Consider the following 14,885-nt stretch of genomic DNA (forward strand, 5'->3'; position numbering starts at 1 on the left):
AGCTGGTATCGAGCAGATTACAGCATGGACCCTAAATCCGAGCCAACCGAGGGGTAGGCCGCGACCAATTTCTTCAGATCTCGAGTTGTCAGTGACAGCCTCATTGCAAGGCCGAAGAAATTGATAATCTCCCCGTATTCGGGTCCAAACAGATGCGCGCCGAGGATAGTGTCGGTGTCTTTATCGATGATAATTCTGGTGGCAGCACAGGTCTCGCCAACGCGAAGATTGGAATACCAATTGCCTGTGTCGTTTTCCGCGACGCGGATATTGTGACCGGCTTCCTCTGCTTCTTCTTCGAGCATTCCGACGCGGGTTAATTCCGGAATTGTAAACACAGCGCTGGGCACGCCGCGATAGTCTGGCTTGGTCTGATTGCCCTTGAGCATGTTGGAGGCAGCGACCTTGCCTTCGAATACTGCGACAGGTGTCAACGGAGGCCCGTGCGTGTTGGCCGCATCGCCTGCGGCGTAGATTTTCGGGTTGGACAGGCTCTGCAAATATTCATTGACTGCTATTCCCTTGTCTCCCGCCTCGATATTGGCAGCGCTCAGGTTCAGGCGATCGATTTCAGGCACGCGTCCCGCACCGTGCACGACCAGATCGGCGTGCAAGTCTTCGGTTTCACCATTCTTTTCGACAGTGACGATGAATTCGACGCCGTCAGTGGCGATAGATTTCAGCGATGTGCGCCGACGCAATCCCACCCCAATTTCCTCACCTCGTGCTAAAAGCTTTTCGACGAGGTTTGTGTCAAAGGCCTTCAATGGCCTGTCACCGCGATCAATGATCTGCACCTCGCTGCCAGCTCGTGCAGCGATATGACCGAACTCGAACGAGACGAACCCGCCGCCGATAAACAATATACGCTTCGGGAGGGCGTCCATCCGCATGAATTCGGTGCTGTTGGTGAGGTGTTCGGCACCTGGAATATCCACAGGGCGGGGCTTGGCGCCAGTCGCGATCAGGATATTGTTGGCTTGAAACCGCCCTTGGCCCTCGATTTCGATCGTGTCTTCGCCAGCAAATTGCGCCGTCCCGTGAAGCGTGGTGACGCCGTTACTGTCGAGACCGCCCTCGATCTTCTCGGGCATTCTGTCGGTAAAGCTCTGAGCGAAGGCGATGAGATCAGCCCAGTTGATCGCGATATCATTCGGTTCAATACCCTTGCCCTGCATCAGCCGAGCTCCATCGATGATTTCGGCGCCTCGCCGCAGCATCTTCTTGGGGTCGCAGCCGCGCAGCGCGCAGGTGCCGCCATAGGGAAGTTCGTCAACCACTGCGACCGACCAACCCGCAGCGGCGCATTTGTTCGCGGCATTCACCGCCGCCATTCCGACGCCGAGTACGATAAGATCGAAGCTGCGTTCGTTCATGTCATTGACCTCAGCAGCATTCAACGCTTGTGCCATTGGCACGCGCTTCTTGAATTGGCGGGCAAGGCACTGTGCCGAACGAACAGAAGACACAGCAGTCGCCTGCATTGGGTTTCAGCTTCATTCCGCAGCCCTTGCAGTCGTAGAAAAACCAGCATGCGTCGGTCGGCATGGTTTCGATTTCCTGGTGTCCGCACTGAGGGCACGTGAGCGTGGATTGTAATTGCATCAGAGGTCGGTCCCGCTAAATTGTGTTTGGGCAGGATAGCCTGCCTCGGTCGAAGCAGTGGCGATGTCGCGCATGGTGGTTTTGGCAGGATCGAAATGCGCTGTAGCAGTCTTGGCTTCGTAATCGATTGTCACATCATGCACACCTGCAACGCCTTCCATTGCGCGCCGCACCGTGATCGGACAGGTCGCGCAGGTCATATTTTCAACCGCGAAGCTTGCCGTTTGCAGCGTTTCAGCACTTTGAGCGGTTTTCTCGTTCGAGGACTGCGGCATGAGCGTCGCTGCCCCAATGCCTGCTCCGGCGATGGCCAATCCGGCAGCAACGGCAATCATTGTTTTTTTCATCCGTCTAACTCCTAATAAAAATGCGGCGCCCACCAATCGACCGTGGCCGAGGCAGCAACCAAGGCGGTTGCCAGCCACAGGGCGCTTTTTAGGATCGGGCCCGCTTCAGCACGCGCGCAATATGTACTGTCCTCACAAGTCTCGACTTTTCGGGAATGAACATGCCAAAATCCAAGGCCCAGACAAGCGACCGCTACGGCAATAAAGATCCACTTATAGGGTTCGAGCGCGGTCAGATTGCCGATCCACGCGCCACTGACGCCGAGGCTCAACAGGAGCAGCGGAGCAATGCAGCAGGAGGCTGCAAAAACCGCACTCAATGCGCCACCGCTCGCCAACAATCTCTGGGAGGTCTTTTGCGTTTGATCGGCCATGGAGTTCAATATAATCTCTGTAGTCACTACAGGTTCAAGCACAAATTGGCACGCGGCATATGACGACATCAAAAATGATCAAGCGAGGCGAACTGGCCAATCGGTCAGGCTGCAACCTTGAGACCATTCGCTATTATGAAAAGATCGGTCTGCTGAAGCCGCCCGAGCGCACGGCCAGCGGGCACAGGCTCTATTCGCGCGATGACCAAGCGCGGCTTGGTTTCATCCTGCGTGGCCGTGATCTCGGCTTCTCGATCGGAGAGCTCATGAGTCTGCTCACTCTCGTCGATTCTCACGACTACAGCTGTGGTGAGGTTTTAGAGTTGACTGACGGCCATCTAGCGAGCGTTCGGCAGAAAATTATTGACCTGAAGAAGCTCGAGCGAACGCTTGCCGATGTCTCGGCTCAGTGCGACGGCGGCGACGTTCCCGAGTGCCCCATCATCGACGCGCTTTACGGGCATAAGGTCGTTGTGCCCAATTGAGGTTTCACGTCGCCAAGGCCCGTAAATTGGCTGATTAAGATTTGAAGAGAGGAACAGAACAGAGCGAGCTCGCCGGTGCGACTGCGTCCGATGACACGATTATGAGCACCCCAAAGTCGCAGCATCCCCAGTTCTTGGTATGTCTGCGATCGCCCCGATCTGGTGAATGGCGACCTGTCTTCAAATCGCCAGGTAGCCGCCATGCAACACTCCCCAGTTTCTCTCCAAGCTTGCCCTTCGGATCCAGCACTTCGCGTAATGTTCGAGGCGCGCAAGCGGGTATTCGTCGATCTTCTCAAATGGGATGTTCCCGTTTTGGATGATGCATACGAGATCGACCAGTTCGATACGCCCGATGCGAGCTATTTGGTGCTGACCGACGGAGAAGGCCGTCATCGCGCTTCAGCGCGCCTTTTGCGGACTGACGGCGCTCACATTCTCGGGGAGCTATTCCCTTGTCTGTGTGATGGTCCGATACCCTCTCGGTCCGATTTTCGCGAGATCACGCGTTTCTGCATCGAACCCACGCTCTCGCGGTTTGAGCGCCGCACGGCACGCGACCAACTTGTGACCGCGCTTGCCGAGCATGCCCTAAAGACCGGACTGTCGGGCTACACCGCTGTGGCCAATAGAGTTTGGTTCCGCCAAATCGAAAGCTTCGGCTGGCAATGTCGCACACTTGGCGGCGGCTGCAGGATTGACGGTGAGGACCTTGTCGCACTGCAGATCGATATAGATTGCGACACGCCGGACGATCTCGCTCGCGGCGGTATCTATCGAAAAGGTGTCTACCGGGTCGCCGAGGCGGCATCGGAGGTGGTGTCATGAGCGATATCAAATCAATCGATTGGCTCGAACGGCTACAGAAGGATGGCTATTGCATCATTCCGGACCTCCTTCCTCAGAGCAGCATCGCGGCGCTCGATGCAGATCTTGAACGGGATTTTACCGAAACCCCTATGGGTCACGGCGATTTCTACGGGTTTCGCACGAAGCGTTTCGGTAGTTTGTTGCGCCGCTCACGCTGGGCCTGTGACCTTGTTCTGCAGCCTCTCATCCTTTCGCTGGCCCGCGAAGTCCTCGGTAAGGCTTGCGACCGAATTCAGCTTAACGTTGCCCAGGCAATCGCCATTCATCCCGGCGAGATCGAACAGTTCCCGCATTGTGATCACGACATGTGGGCCGGTGCCAAGGGTGAACACGAATATCTGCTCAATGTCATTTGGCCGCTCACCGACTTCAACTCATCCAACGGCGCGACCCGCATCTATCCCGGGACACATAAACGTCCTGTCGAGAGCCTCGATCAACTTGGTGATCCGATTGTTGCGGCAAGCAAGCCAGGTGATGCGATCTGCTTTCTTGGTTCGACCGTGCACGGTGCTGGACCAAACTCGACCGAAGACGTCCGACGCGGCGTTGTGATCGGCTACAGCCTCGGCTGGCTCAAGCCGTACGAGAACCTTTGGCTGGCATATCCGCCAGAGGTCGCGCGAAATTTTCCGCCCGAACTTGCTGAATTGGCAGGTTATGCGCAGCACCGACCGAATCTTGGGAACTACGAAGGTCAGTGTCCATCCATTCTGCTCGGTGAAGAGGTAGCCAATTATCCGCAGGCTACCGATGCGCTTCGGCCCGAGCAGCTTGCAGCTGTCCATGAATTTGCGGAAGCTCGTCGCTCCAAGAGATGAGCCCCGCACACGTCCTGGAACCGACCTATCGCCGCCTGAAAAGGGCATTGATGGAGGGTACTTGGCCGATCGGCCAGAAACTCGAAGCGATGCGATTGGCAGACGAGTTCGGTGTCAGCATGACACCTGTGCGAGACAGCCTCAATCAACTTGTCGGCGAAGGTCTTGTCGATCTGACCCCTGGCGAGGGGTACCGGGTCACGCTCCTGACCGAACATTCGTTGCGCGACATGCTCGCAGTAAATGTTCTTCTCTTGGAAAGCGTGGCCGATCCAGCACCACGGAAAATCGACACGGCTGATCTAGCCGCACCGATCGACACCTACGCTGACCGCGTTGGCGATGTTTTTTCGATTTTTGCCTTGGGTTCGGAAAACAGATTTCTAAGGCAGACGGTCGACCTGATTAGCGACCGATTGCACATCGTAAGAAGGCTGGAGCCTGACGTCCTGCCAAACGCTCTGGAGGCGCTTGCGGAGCTGGAGGGCAGTGCTTTGGCGACTCCGTCGAAGCGCGTCCAGGCACTAAGGCGATATCATGACCAATGCCTCGCGAACGTCTCCCGGCTGATTGCAGTGCTCGCGGAACAGGGATCGACCTGAGATTTGCAAGCCATGGCTCCTCAAGCGTATGCTTCAAGTCTGTTCGGAGCCGTTCAGTATCTGGACCAGATGCTCATTCCAATCATCGAGCGCTTCTCTCTTCTCGTCTTTCCAGTCGTGGCGCTGGTAGATTCCTGCAACGCCTGCTCTTGAGCCGCTGACATGGTTCAAAACTGCCTCTGTAACCTCGAAGCGAACGCCGAGGCGCTGGAAGTTGGTCGCAAGCGTGCGCCGAAGATCGTGCAGGCGCCAGGGTTGCAATGGCTCACCAAGCTTTTGCTCTATGAGACCGTCCAGTTTCTTCTTGCCCTTGGCGTAGCCGGTAAAGCCTGCCCCGCTTGACGTGGCAAAAACGCGCCCTTTCTTCGGCCAGTTCGCGCCGCCTGCCTGCCGATCGAGTTCGGCAACGGCAAGGTCGTTCAGTGGGATCGCGTTTGGTTCATTATTCTTTGTTCGTGAACCTGGCAGCGTCCAAAACCGGTCTTTCCGATCAACCTCTTGCCAATGTATTCCTGAAACCTCTTCGCGGCGTTGCCCTGTCGCAATGAGCAAGCGGACAATTGGACCAAAGCAAAGATAGCAATCGGGAGCTGCTTCCCAGATGTGTCGAAGCTCGTCGTCCTGTAGCCAGCGATCCCGCGGCCTTACCGGCGGTGGTGCCTCCATTCCCTCCATGGGACTGCGCTCGATATCGCCACGACTGACAGCCCATCGGAATAGGCGCCGCATCACCGCAAAGACATTCCGGCGATTGGCAACCTGATGCTCGGGCATATTGTCCAGGACGGCTACGATATCCGGCCTCGAAACTCGGGGAAGCGGCTTTTTTCCGATAACCGGTTCAAGGTAAAGCCGGATGACGCGTTCAACGAGCCTCGCCCAGCCAACACCCTTGCAGGACCGAGCGAAATGCGACGCATAGTTGTCGAATGCGAGATCGACGGCTTCGCGGCGCCTCTGCTTATCATCGTCTACAGGGTCGATACCTTGCGCAATTAGTAACTGAAGGCGTTCCGCCTCCACTCTCGCTGTCGTCGGTGTCCACGGCGACCCGTGCGCCCCGATAGTATAGCGTCTTGTTCGAGCTTCACGGCCGCCCATTCGGAACTGCAGCACATAGGATATCGAGCCGGCTGGAGTGATTTTCGCACCGAATCCTTTGAGGTCCGTATCCCAAAGGAGCTGGCTCGAGCTGCTTGCCTCCAGCGCATCTATCGATTTTTTCGTGATTTTTCCTGTTGCCATCCGAAACCTCGTGTCCCTTTTCTGGCAATCACCGGGCAATCACGCAAGCGGAAAAAGGGGCGAAATGGAGGCAATTCTAGCGTAAGGTGAATCTGCTAAGTACATTGTTTTACAATGATTTCGTACTTTAGCGTCGTCTGAATCGAAAGTACCAGGTTTCCTGGTCCGCATCCTGCAACGGCCAGCCGTGGCGGAAGCGCGCCACCAGATCGGGATTGCCGATGAACGGGCGGCCATAGCTGATTGCGTCGGCTTTTCCCTCGGCAATGGTTTTTGCTCCCTCTGCCGCGTCATATTCGCCGTTCAGGACCAGAACGCCATCATATAGCTGGCGGATCAGCGGGCTCATCGGGGGCTCGTCAGACTGGTTGAAAGTTCCGTTGGCGCGCGGCTCTCTCAGTTCCAGGAATGACAGGCCGCGTCCCGACAACATTCGCGTCGCCTCGCCGAACACCCGTTCGGGGCGGGAGTCGATCGCGCCCTTTACCTCGCCGGAGGGGGAAAGGCGCACCGCTGTCCGGTCCGCCCCCACTTCGCCGGTGACGGCCTCCACCACCTGCCTCAGGAAGCGGACGCGGTTTTCCGGGCTGCCGCCATATTCATCGTCCCGATGATTGGTGCTGTCTTTCAAAAATTCGTCGATCAGATAGCCATTGGCGCCATGTATCTGGACGCCGTCAAATCCTGCGGTGCGTGCATTTCGGGCTGCCCTTACATAATCCTCCAGTGTCGCTTCGATCTCTGATTTGGTCAGCGCATGCGGAACAACATAATCTTTCTTGCCGTCCGGCGTATGCGCCTGGCCCGGGGCCGCGATGGCGGATGGGGATACCGGCGTTTCGCCCGAGGTCGCGGGATGCGACAGGCGGCCCATGTGCCATAATTGCGCGTAAAAATGGCCGCCCTGCGCGTGTACGGCCTCGACGATGGGTTTCCACGCTTCCACCTGCGCATCGTTCCAAAGGCCGGGCGCGTTGGGCCAGCCCAGCCCCACGCGGCTGATGCCTGTCGCCTCCGACAGGATCAGCCCCGCAGCGGCGCGTTGTGCGTAATATTCGGCGACGAAATCCTGCTGAATGCCGTCCGCATCGGCGCGGGCGCGGGTCAGCGGCGCCATGAAAATCCGGTTGGGCACGGGATTGGCGCCGATGGTGATGGGGTCGAAAAGCGGATCAAGCGTCATGCCGAAATATCTCCTGGTTCGTTTCAGAACAGATAGTGTGCGCCGGGCAGCCCACCAGCATGGCTTTGCTTGTGCACGTGAAAGCGCGCATTGGTCCTATTGCCGTGGCGGCGCGTTCGTCGCAGGAGGCGCAACATGAGCGATGGAATGTTCGGCCTGGATCCCTATCACCTGCTGCTGCTGGGCGCGGGGATCGTTATCATTCTCGCCTATTGGTTGCCCCGTTTCGTTTCCACACATGAACCTGCGGCATCCGGGCTCCTGATTCTCGGCGGGCTGGGCGCCTTTGGTTTCCTGTCGGGCATGCCGGAATTGTTCAGTCCGGTCGAACGCCCGAAAATCTGGGAATTGGCAAGTGAACTGGCGGTGATCATTGCCTTGTTCGGGACCGGGCTCCGGATTGATAAACTTGCCGATTGGAGCGCCTGGCGCCCGACGACGGGGCTCCTCCTTATTGGCATGCCGCTCACCATCCTGGGTGTCGTCCTGCTCGGTTTGTGGGCTGGCTTTGGCTTGGCCGCTGCGCTGCTCCTGGGGGCGGTTCTCGCCCCGACCGACCCCGTTCTGGCCGCTGATGTTCAGGTCGGCCCGCCGCTGGAGGGGGGCGAGCATCCGGTTCGTTTCGCCCTGACCAGCGAGGCGGGGCTCAACGATGGCCTGGCCTTTCCCTTTGTCTATTTGGGAATTCTCGTTGCGTCGGCGGAGTTCGCGCTGGGTGAGTGGGTCGGCTTTTATGTGCTGTACAAGATTGCGTTTGGCGCAGTCGGCGGTGCGGCAGCGGGCTGGCTGTTGGGCAAGCTGATGTTTGCCGTCCCGCGCGTCAATCTTCTGGCGGACAGTGGATCCGGGGTCGTTGCGCTGGCGGGTGTCCTCGTCACCTATGGCCTGTGCGAACTTTCAGAAGGTTACGGATTCATCGCCGTTTTCGTCATGGGCCTCGTCCTGCGCCGGCAGGAGGCGGATCATGCATTTCACAAGCGACTTCACACCTTCTCCGAAAGCCTGGAACATGCGGTAACGTCGATCCTTCTGGTGATGCTGGGCGGCGCCCTGCCGCTGCTCTGGCCATTTCTCGACTGGCGCATAGCCGTTCTGGCGGTCGCCCTGATCTTCATCGTGCGACCGCTGGCGGGCATGTTGTCTATGGCCGGCAGTGCGCTCAGTTATCCGCAACGTGCGATTGTGGCCTTTTACGGCGTGCGGGGTATCGGATCGATTTACTATCTCGCCTATGCTGCGGGCAGTGCGGAATTCGGGCGGATCGATGCGTTGTGGGCGACCGTGGCATTTACGATCCTCCTCTCCACCATCGTCCATGGCTTTACGGCCGGCAGCGTGGTCGGCCCAGCCACGCGGGAAAAGAAGGCGAAATAGCCATTATGTGAATTTTTTGTGCAGCGCACAAAGCTGTAACATCCTTCTGCCTTAAGCCGAGCGACTCCGGAGCAGCGGGATAAACGACATGCTTGGCAAAATTCACGGCGCGGGAGTGCGTGATGTTCTGGCGGAGATAGAGGCCGGACCCTCCATCCCCGAACGATGCTGGAATTCGCGCACCCGCTATCGCACGATCTGGATTTCCGACGTCCATCTGGGAACGCGCGGCTGCAATGCCGACATGCTGATCGATTTCCTCGACAGCGTCGACAGCGACACGATGTATCTGGTCGGCGACATCATCGACGGCTGGCGCCTTCGCAAGACCTGGCACTGGCCGGTCAAGCATAACGACATTCTGTGGCGCATCCTGAAGCGCGCCCGGCGCGGCACCGGCGTCGTCTATATCCCCGGCAATCATGACGAGGCATTCCGCCAGTTCGTCGGCATGAATTTCGGCGGCGTGGAGATCAAGCGCAAGGCCATTCACGAAACCGCCGACGGCCGCCGCCTGCTCGTCTGTCATGGCGACGAATTCGACGCGGTCGTCCTTTATGCGCGGTGGCTCGCCCTTCTTGGCGATGCCGCCTATATCGGCATGATGAAGCTCAACTGGCTGCTGAACAAGGTCCGGAACAGGCTTGGCATGCCCTATTGGTCGCTATCGAAGCACGCCAAGCACAAGGTCAAGAACGCCGCACAATTCATCGGCCAGTTTGAGGAGGCTGTGGCAAAAGCCGCAGGCATACGCGGCCTCGACGGCGTCGTCTGCGGTCATATTCACACAGCAGAATTCCGCCAGATCGACGGCATCGAATATTATAATGACGGCGACTGGGTGGAGGGGTGTACCGCCCTTGTCGAACATTTTGACGGCCGCATGGAAATTCTGCACTGGGCTGACATCATGGCGGCGCGCGATGCGCCGGTGGAATTGCGTACCGCCGCCTAGCCCGTGGCCGCTAGTTGCGGGTAAGGTCGCCCTCGGACCAATGCTGGAAGAAGGCTCACGATGAAGATCACCATCGTCACCGATGCCTGGGCACCGCAAGTGAACGGTGTCGTCCGAACCTTGGAAACCGTGCGGCGGGAACTCGAAAGCCGCGGCGATCGCGTCGACGTGATATCGCCGGACCTGTTCCCGAATTGCGCCTGCCCGTCATATCCGGAAATCCGCCTGGCGCTGGTCTGGTCGGGGCAGATCGGCGCGCGCTTCAAGCGCTTTTGCCCGGACGCCGTCCATATCGCGACGGAGGGGCCGCTCGGTCTCGCCGCGCGCCGCTGGTGCCAGCGCAAGGGGCTACCGTTCACGACGGCATATCACACCCAGTTCCCGGACTATGTCGCCGCGCGCACGGGATTGCCGGCCCGCTGGCTATGGCATTTCGAACGCTGGTTTCACCGGCCCGCCAGCGCGACACTGGCGGCGACGCCCAGCCTGCGTGCCCAACTGGAGGAGGAGGGGATCGGCCCGCTTCTGCCGTTCGGACGCGGCGTCGACTTCGCCGCATTTCCAGATCAGCCGCCACCGCGTCCCGCCGCCTTTGCCGGGCTTCCCGGTCCCATCCAGCTTTATGTCGGACGTATCGCGGTCGAGAAGAACATCGAGGCGTTCCTGGAAATCGACTCGCCAGGAACGAAGGTGCTGGTGGGAGATGGTCCGGCGCGTGCCGATCTGGCGCGGCAATACCCGGCTGCCCGCTTTCTCGGCCCTCTGCATGGCGAGGATCTCGCCGCCGCCTATGCCAATGCAGATGTCTTCGTATTCCCCAGCCGCACGGACACGTTCGGCATGGTGATCATAGAGGCGTTGGCCTCGGGAACTCCCGTTGCCGCGTATCCGGTACAGGGACCGATCGACCTCGTGACGCCAGAAGTCGGGTCGCTATCCGAGGATCTGGCGGTCGCCATCCAGCAGGCGCTGACGCGGGACCGTACGCAATGCCGTGAATATGGCCGCAGCTTCACCTGGGAAAAGGCCACCAGCGAATTCCGCAGCGCGCTGGCGCGTTTTTCCACCGATCAGCGTGCGGACGCATTTGGCGTCGCCCCCCTGGCCGCTTGATCGGCGGGCCCGCGAAGCCTATATCATTCCCATGCGAGGCCGTTCCGAAAGGGGCGGCCCTTTTTATATCCGAAGGATTGGCGCCATGGCCCGCGAACACCCCCTGATGCCGCATGCGACTGCAGAATGGCTGGTCGACAATTCGACGCTCAGCTTCGACCAGATCGCCGATTTTTGCGGCCTCCATATTCTTGAGGTGCAGTCGATCGCCGACGAAACCGCGCAGCACAAGCATATCCCGCGCGACCCGATCGAGGCGGGCGAACTGACGCGCGACGAGCTGAAAGCCGGTGAGGCCGATCCAAAGCACAAGCTGGTCATGAGCCACGGGCCGGAGCAGCAATTGCGTACCCGTGGACCGCGCTACACGCCGGTATCGAAGCGCGTCGACAAGCCCGACGGCATTGCCTGGCTGGTTCAGAACCATCCCGACATTCCGGATTCGAAGATCGGCAAGCTGATCGGCACGACGAAGAACACGATCCAGGCGATCCGTTCCAAGACACACTGGAACATGGACAATATCACGCCAAAGGATCCCGTGGCGCTGGGCCTTTGCTCGCAGCGCGACCTCGACGTTCTGGTCGAGGCGGCGGCGCAGAAGGCGGGGGTCGAGATTTCCGATCCGAAATTCGAAAGCGACCGCGCCGCGCTGCTCGCAGAGCTTAAGGCCGAACGTGAGGCCGCCAAGCTGGCCGCGCAGGAAGCTGCCGATGCCGAAGCCATGGGCCTTGAGCCAGGGGCGAATGCGGCCGAGGCTGGCAAGAAGCCGGACTTCGTCGATCCCTGGGCCAAGAAATAAGGCGCGTCGCCCGTTCGGCGTCGGTACGGTCGGTACGCAAACAGATAGGCTGACGCGGCGCGTGACGGGCTTAGATCACGCAGGATGACGGATCATCAATCCCCCGCCCTAGCTGCCGCCACGCCGGAGGTGCGACGTCCAGAAGTGCGACGTGGCCTGCACTATCCCCTTGGGCGGTGGCATCCGGAACCCGGGGTTCTACACCCGATTGCCGATGGTGTGCGCTGGTTGCGTATGCCGATGCCGTTCAGCCTGGATCACATCAATCTGTGGGTCATCGATGCGGGCGATCACTGGGCGCTCGTCGATACGTCGCTGGCGGCTCCCTCCTGCCGCGATGTGTGGCGCGGTGTGCTGGATCAGTTACAGGCGGAAAAGCCCATCGGTCGGGTGATCTGCACGCATTTCCATCCAGACCATATCGGCAATGCCGGCTGGCTCGTGAAGAAGACCGGCGCCACGCTGGTCATGACGCAGACCGAATATGTCATGTCGCGCATGCTGATCGGCGATATGGGGGATGAGCCCCCCGAGGAGGCCGTCCGCTTTTACGAGCAGGCCGGATGGCCGCCACAGGCGCTGCAACGTTTCCGCGACGCCGGGTGGGGCCGGTTTCGGAACGCAGTGCCGGACTTTCCGCGCCAATATGAACGCATGCGGGACGGCGGCACCCTGCAGACGGGCGCGCGGCAATGGCGTGTCGTCATCGGGTCGGGCCATACGCCGGAACATGCCTGCCTTGTCGACGAGGCGGCGGGCCTGATGATATCGGGCGATCAGGTGCTGCCCCGCATCACGTCCAATGTTTCGGTTCACATGACAGAACCGATGGCGGACCCGCTGGGCGACTGGCTGGACAGCATCGACAGCTTGCGTGCCCTGCCGGACCATTTGCTGGTGCTGCCCGCGCATGGTTTTCCCTTTACCGGCCTGCACGAACGTCTGGACCAGTTGGCGGAGGATCACCGGCAGAAGCTTGAGGCGCTTACGCGGTTTCTGGCCACGCCGCGTACCGCCCTCGACACGTTCGAGGTGCTGTTTCACCGTACCATAGAGGAGCAGGATTTCGGCATCGCAACCGGCGAGGCCATGGCCCACCTGCGCTGGCTGGAGGCGCGCGGACAGGCTGTTCGGGAGGTACGGGACGGCGCGGCGGATCTATGGAGCGCCGTCCGGATTTAATTGTCATCTATGCCAATAGTGCGTATCACGGGCGCATCGCCATCAGGGAGCGAGTTGCATGATCGAAGCCCTCACCGACCCCGCGGCTCCCGCCCCAGCGTGTCCCGGCCCATGGGCGCGCGACTATGATCATCCCGTTCCATGGGACCGCGCATTTACCCCGATGGCGCTGCCGGACATGCTGGCACATACCGCGCGTCGCTATCCCGACCAGATTTTCCTGCATTTCCTGGGGCGCCGGTTCAACTATGGCGACATCGCGGCGAAGGTAGAGGCGGCTGCCGAGGGCTTTCGTCGTTTGGGCGTACAGCGCGGGGTGAAGGTCGGCCTGTTTCTGCCGAACTGTCCGCATTATGTGATCGCCTATTACGCCATCATGCGCGCCGGTGGCACGGTGGTGAATTTCTCCCCGCTTTATACCGCTGACGAACTGGCGCATCAGGTGGACGATGCCGGTGTCGAAACGATGGTCTGCCTCGATCTGGAGCAATTATTTCCTGCCATTGCGGAGGTTCAGGCGCGGGGCACGCTGAAGCGGCTGATCGTCGGCAATCTGGCGGAAGTTCTTCCGCCACTGAAGGCGCTGGCCTATCGCATGTTCAGATCCGCCGATCGTGCAAAGGTCGGCTATGGCCGCTCGCGTCTGCGTTTTGCCGACCTGTTCACGCATGGCCCGATTACCGCGGCGCCCGAAATCGACGTGCATCAGGATATCGCCCTTATTCAATATACCGGCGGAACCACCGGACGGCCAAAGGGGGCATTGCTCAGCCACGCCAATCTTTCCATCAATGCGGCTCAGGTGCACGCGATGGACGATACGCCGACCGCGCATGACCGGATTCTGGGCGCCCTGCCGCTGTTCCACGTCTTTGCGAACACCTGCGTTCTCAACCGCACGATCCTTGCCGCGGACGAGATCGTCCTGATGCCGAAATTCGAGCTGGAGGACGTCGTGCGTATCATCCCGGCGATGAAGATCACGACCTTGCCGGGCGTGCCCAGCATGTACCGTGCGCTGCTGGAACATCCCGATATCGCGCATGTCGACCTGACATCGCTGCGCATCTGCATTTCGGGCGGCGCGCCCATGCCGAAGGAATTGCGTGATGCTTTCGTGGCGCAGACCGGGGCAAAGCTGGTGGAGGGCTATGGCCTGACGGAATCATCCGGCGTCGCCTCGGTCAATCCCTACGATACGGGCGGAAAGATCGGCTCCATTGGGCAGCCCATGCCGGGGACCTGCATCGTCATTTGCGACAAGGAAGACCCGACGCGCATTCTCCCCGACGGAGAGAAGGGCGAAATCACGCTGCAGGGGCCGCAAATGATGCGCGGCTATTATAATCGCCCTGACGCCGACGATGAAACCTTCGTGGAGGGGCGCCTGCGAACAGGCGATGTCGGCTATATCGACGAGGACGGATATGTATTCATCGTCGACCGCATGAAGGACCTGGTCCTGGTCGGCGGCTTCAACGTCTATCCCAGCGCGCTGGAGGAGGTGCTCTACGCCCACGAAGCGGTGAAGGAGGCAATCGTCATCGGTATTGACGACAGGCGCTTAGGGCAGCGCCCGAAGGCGTTCGTAACGTTACAGGAGGGCGCGCATGTGTCCGAGGCGGATCTGCTCGGCTATCTGAACGCTAGGGTCGGCAAGCACGAACGCGCCGCCGCTGTCGAAATCCGCGCGGAACTACCGAAAACCATGATCGGCAAGCTGAGCCGCAAGGAACTGGTGGAGGAAGAGAAGGCGCGTGCAGCGACGGCCGAAGTTGTGGCGCACGCGAAAGAGGGGTAGCGGCGCAAAAAGTCAGGCGCAGCCGCATCTGACAGCCTTTATCCGAATGCCGCTCTATCTTGTGCGATCCGGCGACAAGTCACCCACGCGCCATGCTGCGCAGGAGGGAGCGACAGCCGTTATACT

At 59.8% G+C, this 14,885-nt stretch carries 16 protein-coding genes; 10 read left to right on the plus strand and 6 right to left on the minus strand.

All coding sequences use genetic code 11. The features are described from left to right. Positions 1 to 17 precede the first annotated feature (17 nt). The 4 genes from ACSMXM_RS14045 to ACSMXM_RS14060 are packed head-to-tail and all read right to left on the minus strand — an operon-like array spanning position 18 to position 2,326. Positions 18 to 1,469 (minus strand): dihydrolipoyl dehydrogenase family protein, encoded by a 1,452-nt coding sequence (locus ACSMXM_RS14045; protein WP_460316983.1) that lies wholly within the window; start codon positions 1,467 to 1,469, stop codon positions 18 to 20. Next, on the minus strand, positions 1,387 to 1,605 hold the full coding sequence (locus ACSMXM_RS14050) for a GDCCVxC domain-containing (seleno)protein (RefSeq protein ID WP_341859031.1): 219 nt from the start codon (positions 1,603 to 1,605) through the stop codon (positions 1,387 to 1,389). The genes ACSMXM_RS14045 and ACSMXM_RS14050 overlap by 83 nt, the downstream gene beginning before the upstream one ends. After that, entirely contained in the window at positions 1,605 to 1,952 is a 348-nt protein-coding gene (locus tag ACSMXM_RS14055; RefSeq protein WP_050601708.1) for a heavy-metal-associated domain-containing protein, read from the minus strand. Before ACSMXM_RS14055 ends, ACSMXM_RS14050 begins: the two co-directional genes overlap by 1 nt. 11 nt (positions 1,953 to 1,963) lie before the next feature. Then, a complete protein-coding gene (locus ACSMXM_RS14060) occupies positions 1,964 to 2,326 on the minus strand; it encodes a mercuric transporter MerT family protein (RefSeq protein WP_460316984.1) in 363 nt (120 codons plus the stop codon). 59 nt (positions 2,327 to 2,385) lie between these two features. Here ACSMXM_RS14060 and ACSMXM_RS14065 point away from each other — a divergent pair, with 59 nt between their 5' ends. The 4 genes from ACSMXM_RS14065 (at position 2,386) to ACSMXM_RS14080 (ending at position 5,104) form a co-directional block, all read left to right on the plus strand. Continuing rightward, a complete protein-coding gene (locus ACSMXM_RS14065; protein ID WP_460316985.1) occupies positions 2,386 to 2,811 on the plus strand; it encodes a MerR family transcriptional regulator in 426 nt (141 codons plus the stop codon). A 258-nt stretch (positions 2,812 to 3,069) separates the two neighbouring features. Then, complete coding sequence (locus ACSMXM_RS14070) at positions 3,070 to 3,639, plus strand: acyl-homoserine-lactone synthase (protein WP_460316986.1); 570 nt, start codon at positions 3,070 to 3,072, stop codon at positions 3,637 to 3,639. After that, a complete protein-coding gene (locus ACSMXM_RS14075; RefSeq protein WP_253521693.1) occupies positions 3,636 to 4,502 on the plus strand; it encodes a phytanoyl-CoA dioxygenase family protein in 867 nt (288 codons plus the stop codon). Before ACSMXM_RS14070 ends, ACSMXM_RS14075 begins: the two co-directional genes overlap by 4 nt. Further along, entirely contained in the window at positions 4,499 to 5,104 is a 606-nt protein-coding gene (locus ACSMXM_RS14080; protein ID WP_460316987.1) for a GntR family transcriptional regulator, read from the plus strand. Before ACSMXM_RS14075 ends, ACSMXM_RS14080 begins: the two co-directional genes overlap by 4 nt. A gap of 33 nt (positions 5,105 to 5,137) precedes the next feature. Here ACSMXM_RS14080 and ACSMXM_RS14085 read toward each other — a convergent pair whose 3' ends face one another. Further along, positions 5,138 to 6,388, minus strand: a complete 1,251-nt coding sequence (locus ACSMXM_RS14085; RefSeq protein ID WP_460316988.1) for a tyrosine-type recombinase/integrase — start codon at positions 6,386 to 6,388, stop codon at positions 5,138 to 5,140. An 88-nt stretch (positions 6,389 to 6,476) separates the two neighbouring features. Beyond that, complete coding sequence (locus ACSMXM_RS14090; protein WP_460316990.1) at positions 6,477 to 7,532, minus strand: alkene reductase; 1,056 nt, start codon at positions 7,530 to 7,532, stop codon at positions 6,477 to 6,479. Between the two features lie 135 nt (positions 7,533 to 7,667). Here ACSMXM_RS14090 and ACSMXM_RS14095 point away from each other — a divergent pair, with 135 nt between their 5' ends. From ACSMXM_RS14095 to ACSMXM_RS14120, 6 genes are all read left to right on the plus strand, one after another. Next, positions 7,668 to 8,906: a cation:proton antiporter gene (locus tag ACSMXM_RS14095; protein WP_460316991.1), complete on the plus strand. Its 1,239-nt coding sequence runs from the start codon at positions 7,668 to 7,670 to the stop codon at positions 8,904 to 8,906. 88 nt (positions 8,907 to 8,994) lie between these two features. Beyond that, the gene (locus ACSMXM_RS14100; protein WP_460316993.1) at positions 8,995 to 9,861 is read left to right on the plus strand and encodes a UDP-2,3-diacylglucosamine diphosphatase; all 867 of its coding nucleotides are present in this window, start codon (positions 8,995 to 8,997) and stop codon (positions 9,859 to 9,861) included. Positions 9,862 to 9,921: 60 nt separating this feature from the next. Next, a complete protein-coding gene (locus tag ACSMXM_RS14105) occupies positions 9,922 to 10,974 on the plus strand; it encodes a glycosyltransferase family 4 protein (protein ID WP_460316995.1) in 1,053 nt (350 codons plus the stop codon). An 85-nt stretch (positions 10,975 to 11,059) separates the two neighbouring features. Then, the gene (locus ACSMXM_RS14110; RefSeq protein ID WP_460316996.1) at positions 11,060 to 11,776 is read left to right on the plus strand and encodes a cell cycle transcriptional regulator TrcR; all 717 of its coding nucleotides are present in this window, start codon (positions 11,060 to 11,062) and stop codon (positions 11,774 to 11,776) included. Positions 11,777 to 11,860: 84 nt separating this feature from the next. Then, positions 11,861 to 12,958, plus strand: a complete 1,098-nt coding sequence (locus ACSMXM_RS14115) for an MBL fold metallo-hydrolase (protein ID WP_460316997.1) — start codon at positions 11,861 to 11,863, stop codon at positions 12,956 to 12,958. Between the two features lie 58 nt (positions 12,959 to 13,016). Continuing rightward, positions 13,017 to 14,759: a long-chain-fatty-acid--CoA ligase gene (locus ACSMXM_RS14120; RefSeq protein ID WP_460316999.1), complete on the plus strand. Its 1,743-nt coding sequence runs from the start codon at positions 13,017 to 13,019 to the stop codon at positions 14,757 to 14,759. Positions 14,760 to 14,885: the final 126 nt, after the last annotated feature.

The organism is Pacificimonas sp. ICDLI1SI03, assembly GCF_054740865.1.